Genomic DNA, 4,624 nt, shown 5'->3' with positions numbered 1-4,624 from the left:
GCATTGCCAGCCATAACGTGATCCTCGTCGCTCTGGCGCTGGTGATTTATGCCTGCGTGATGGGCTTGCAGTTCAAGCAGGCCATGCACGAGCAGGCCGATGCGCTGGGCGAAAGCCTGACCACGCAAACGGCCACTTCCGCCACAGAGCTGTTGGTGTCCAACGACATCCTCAGCCTCAACGTGCTGCTCAATAACCTGACCAAGAACAAACTGGTGGCCCACGCGGCAATCTATAGCGTGGATAACCGCATCCTCGCCGAATCCGGTCAGCGCCCCAAGCACAGCCTGTTGGGCGAAGCCGAGGGCATGTACGAGAGCAAGATCACTTTCCAGGACGTGACCGCCGGGCAACTGCGCATCAGCCTGGACATGGATCAGTTCCAGCAGCCGATGACCATCAGCCTGCAAAGCATGGGCATTTTGAGTGCGATTCTGTTGGCGCTGTCGCTGGCCTTGAGCTTGCGCATGGGCCGCTACCTGTCGACCCCGCTGCTGCAATTGCGTGTATGGCTGCGCCGGATTGACGAGCACACGCCGGGCATGGAGCGTCAGGACGAAATCGGCGATCTCGCCCGTCAGTTGCACGCCAACTATGCGCCGGAGCCCGCGCCTGAGCCGGAACCCGAGTTCGAAGACGAGGAAGACGAGACCGAGTTCGAGGTGCGCAATCTGCGTGACCCGAGCTTTGACGAAACCCGTCCGATGGCCGCGCAGAAGCCTGCACCACGCCACTTGGTCAGCACCGTCGAAGACGATGATGACGATGACCCGTTCGCCGATCTGCGCGACGAGTCCTTGAACGCTGCCGCACAACCGCAGATTCGCAAAGCCACCCCGAGCGTGCCGCAACACACGGCGGTGCTGGCGGTTCAACTGGGTTCTCAGGAGCAACTGCGTCGTCTGCCACGTGCGCGTCTGGAAGAGTTGCAGGAGCGCTATCGCGACTGCCTCGATCAGGCCGCCTCGCTGTATCAGGGCGAAATCGAAACCCTGAACGACGGCAGCACGCTGATGCTGTTCCACACCGAAGACAGTGGCGACGACTACCTGACCAACGCGATTTGCTGCGGCGAGTTGTTACGGGCGCTGGGCCATCAGTTGCAGATCGAAGTCGCCGACAGCGGCATCACCCTGCAATTGCAACTGGGCCTGACCCTTGGCGATGAGTTGTTCGGTCTGAGCCAGATTGATCTGCTGCTGACCGATTCGGCCCAGGATGCACTGGCCCTGTCGCAGCACAGTCGCAACCTGCTGCTGGTGGAGCGCAAGATCAGCGATGATGCGCTGATCCGTCAGCGTGCGCGTATCCGGCCGATTGCCAGCCCTGAGGGGGCGTGCTGCGTGGAGCGGTTGATGGAGCCTTATCCGTCGATGCTGGAACGGCAACTGGCGCGGATGCATGAGCGTCGGGCGTAAGCCTTAGCCCAGATGCACAGAAGCCCGCAGACAAGCGATTGTCTGCGGGCTTTTTTGTTGCCTGTAACGGCCCTTTGGCGAGCAAGCTCGCTCCCACAGTGGACGGTGGCTGCCACAGATCTTGTGAACACCTGCAATACCTGTGGGAGCGAGCTTGCTCGCGAAGAGGCCCGCACTGACGGCAAGGATTTCCAGCCCCCAGACACAACAAAGCCCGCACAAGGCGGGCTCTGTCTCGACTCAAACAGACTCAGAAGCGGAACACTTCCATATCCGTGCGAATCGGCGATGCCATCGGAATCTTCGGCTGCTTCTCGGCTTCCGCCGCCGGCGCTGCCGGTTTCGGCGCTGCTTTGCGCGGAGCTTCAGCCACTGGTGGCTGATTAGCCAACGGCTTGAGCGCCACCGACAGCTGCTCGGACAGACGCTGCAACAGAATCCCCTGCGCCTGCACCTGCGAAGCCGTACTGCCGGCGTGCAGCTCTTGCAGGTGGATGATGCGGTTATCTCGCACCTGGCCACGACGGTCGATCAGGCGCCATTGCGCATCGAGAATCGCCGGTTGCTTCTCGCCGGAGTCCAGACGCGTGATGGTCATCAATACCTGCACGTCAGGGGTGAAGCCCTGAGTGGCCGGTGCCAGCACGACACGCTGGCTATCCAGATGACCGGCAACCTGACGCAGCAACAACTGATCGATATCCGACGAAAGGCTGCCAGCCCAACGACCATCGGTCGCCGCCTGCAGGCTGCCATCCGGTTGACGTTGCAGCAGAGTTTCACGTTGCAGGTAATCGGCCAGCACAACCGGGCCCAACAAAACCGCCATGCCCGCGCTTTGCGCAGGCTGAACCGGACTTCCGCTGTCCAGTTGATACAGCGACACCGGCTGGTGAACGCTGCAACCCGCCAGGCCCAAAACGCCGGCGAGCAGGAAAATAAGGGGGCGCAGAGCAGTCATCATCCCGTCCAGGTGGCCGCCACAAGGCTGACCACAGTGAAAATACTCAATAAATATGAAGAACGCTCAGCCACGCCGGCGCTTGAAAGGCCATATCATCCGTGAATATGCGTTCCGACTCCAGCGCCAAAGCGTCGATCTACGCGTTAAATCGTAGATCGAGCGCTCTAGGGGGCGTGTTATCACCTAATTGAGGTTTTCGACGAGCAGCGCATCCACTCGCTGGAAGCCCCTTGGCAGTTTATTGCCGCGACGTCCACGCTCACCTTTGTAGTGTTCGAGGTCGTCGGCTTTCAGCGACAGAGTCCGTTTTCCGGCCTGCAACACCAAGGTCGCGCCTTCCGGAAGCACAGCGATGTCCGTGACATATTCTTCGCGACTGGCCACACGTTCACCGGAAATACCGATGATCTTGTTGCCTTTGCCCTTACCTAATTGTGGCAGATCGCTGATTTTGAAGATCAGCAGGCGACCTTCGGTCGTGACCGAGGCCAACCAGTTCTGCTCACGATCGGCCACCGGACGCGGTGCGATCACCTTGGCGTTGTTTGGCAGGCTCAACAGGGCTTTACCGGCCTTGTTCTTGGCTTGCAGGTCCTCACCCTTGACCACAAAACCGTAACCGGCGTCAGAGGCGATCACGTAAAGCGCGTCGTCTTCAGGCATCAGCACGCATTCGAACGATGCGCCCGGTGGCGGCGTCAGACGGCCAGTCAACGGTTCACCTTGGCCACGGGCCGATGGCAAGGTGTGCGCGGCCACCGAATAGCTGCGGCCGGTGGAGTCGATAAACACCGCAAACTGGTTCGAGCGCCCCGCTGCCGAGGTCTTGAAGCCGTCGCCGGCCTTGTACGACAGGCCGGTGGCGTCGATATCGTGGCCCTTGGCCGAACGGATCCAGCCTTTTTCCGACAGTACGACAGTCACTTTCTCGTTTGGCAGCAGATCGTGCTCGGTCAACGCTTTGGCTTCGGCGCGCTCGACGATTGGCGAGCGACGGTCGTCGCCATAGGTTTCGGCGTCCTTGATCAACTCGGTGCGCACCAGTTTCTTCAGCTTGGCTTCGCTGCCCAGCAGGGCTTGCAGCTTGGCTTGTTCCTTGAGCAGTTCGTCCTGCTCGTCACGCAGCTTCATTTCTTCCAGTCGCGCCAACTGACGCAGACGGGTGTCGAGAATGTAGTCGGCCTGGATCTCGCTGAGAGCGAAACGCTCGATCAGTTTGGCTTTCGGGTGTTCCTCGGTACGGATGATGTGGATCACTTCATCCAGGTTGAGGTAGGCGATCAACAAACCGTCCAACAGGTGCAGGCGACGCTCAACCTTGTCGAGGCGGAATTGCAGGCGGCGACGCACGGTCAGCACCCGGAATTCCAGCCATTCCACGAGCAACGCGCGCAGGTTTTTCAGCTGTGGTTTGCCGTCCAGCCCGATGATGTTGACGTTGACCCGGTAGGTCGACTCCAGTTCGGTACTGGCGAACAGGTGCTGCATCAGCGCTTCGTGATCGACGCGGCTGTTGACCGGGATGATAACGATGCGGCACGGGTTTTCGTGGTCGGATTCGTCACGCAGGTCAGCGATCTGCGGGGCTTTCGACGGTTTTGCCTGCATCAGCGCGGCAATCTGCTCCAGCACTTTGGCTCCGGAGACCTGATGCGGCAGCGCGGTGACGATGATGTCGCCGTCCTCGACGTGGTACACGGCGCGCATGCGCACCGAGCCCTTGCCGGTTTCGTACATTTTCAGCAGGTCGGCGCGCGGCGTGATGATTTCCGCTTCGGTCGGGTAGTCCGGGCCCTGAATGTGTTCGCAGAGTTGCTCGACCGTGGCTTTCGGCTCGTCGAGCAGGCGCACGCACGCAGTCGCGACTTCGCGCAGGTTGTGCGGCGGTACGTCGGTGGCCATGCCCACGGCGATACCGGTGGTGCCGTTGAGCAGGATGTTCGGCAAGCGCGCCGGCAATACCAGCGGCTCCTGCAGGGTGCCGTCGAAGTTAGGCCCCCAATCTGCAGTGCCCTGGCCCAGTTCACTGAGCAGCACTTCGGAATAACGCGACAGCCGCGCTTCGGTGTAACGCATGGCGGCGAAGGACTTGGGATCATCCGGCGCACCCCAGTTACCCTGGCCGTCGACCAGCGTGTAGCGATAGCTGAACGGCTGGGCCATCAGCACCATCGCTTCGTAGCACGCCGAGTCGCCGTGCGGGTGGAACTTGCCGAGCACGTCACCGACGGTACGCGCCGAT

3 protein-coding genes are annotated in these 4,624 nt (G+C 60.9%); 1 reads left to right on the top strand and 2 read right to left on the bottom strand.

Annotation, left to right across the window (positions count from 1 at the left end; translation table 11 throughout):
* Nucleotides 1-1,418: AhpA/YtjB family protein (locus ACIOVB_RS25135; protein ID WP_401272000.1), on the top strand; the 1,418-nt coding region annotated here is incomplete at its 5' end.
* Nucleotides 1,419-1,668: 250 nt separating this feature from the next.
* On the opposite strand, the gene ACIOVB_RS25130 is transcribed toward ACIOVB_RS25135, so the two are convergent.
* Both ACIOVB_RS25130 and parC read right to left on the bottom strand, forming a co-directional pair.
* Nucleotides 1,669-2,379 (bottom strand): membrane integrity-associated transporter subunit PqiC, encoded by a 711-nt coding sequence (locus ACIOVB_RS25130; protein WP_187677901.1) that lies wholly within the window; start codon nucleotides 2,377-2,379, stop codon nucleotides 1,669-1,671.
* Between the two features lie 186 nt (nucleotides 2,380-2,565).
* On the bottom strand, nucleotides 2,566-4,624 hold a 2,059-nt coding region (parC, locus tag ACIOVB_RS25125), incomplete at its 5' end, for a DNA topoisomerase IV subunit A (protein ID WP_401271999.1).

Origin of the sequence: Pseudomonas sp. NPDC087639 (assembly GCF_044743385.1) — a bacterium.
In the GTDB taxonomy this organism is placed as follows: domain Bacteria; phylum Pseudomonadota; class Gammaproteobacteria; order Pseudomonadales; family Pseudomonadaceae; genus Aquipseudomonas.
The sequence above is the reverse complement of the archived record's forward strand: the minus strand, read 5'-3'. Positions and strand labels throughout refer to the sequence as shown.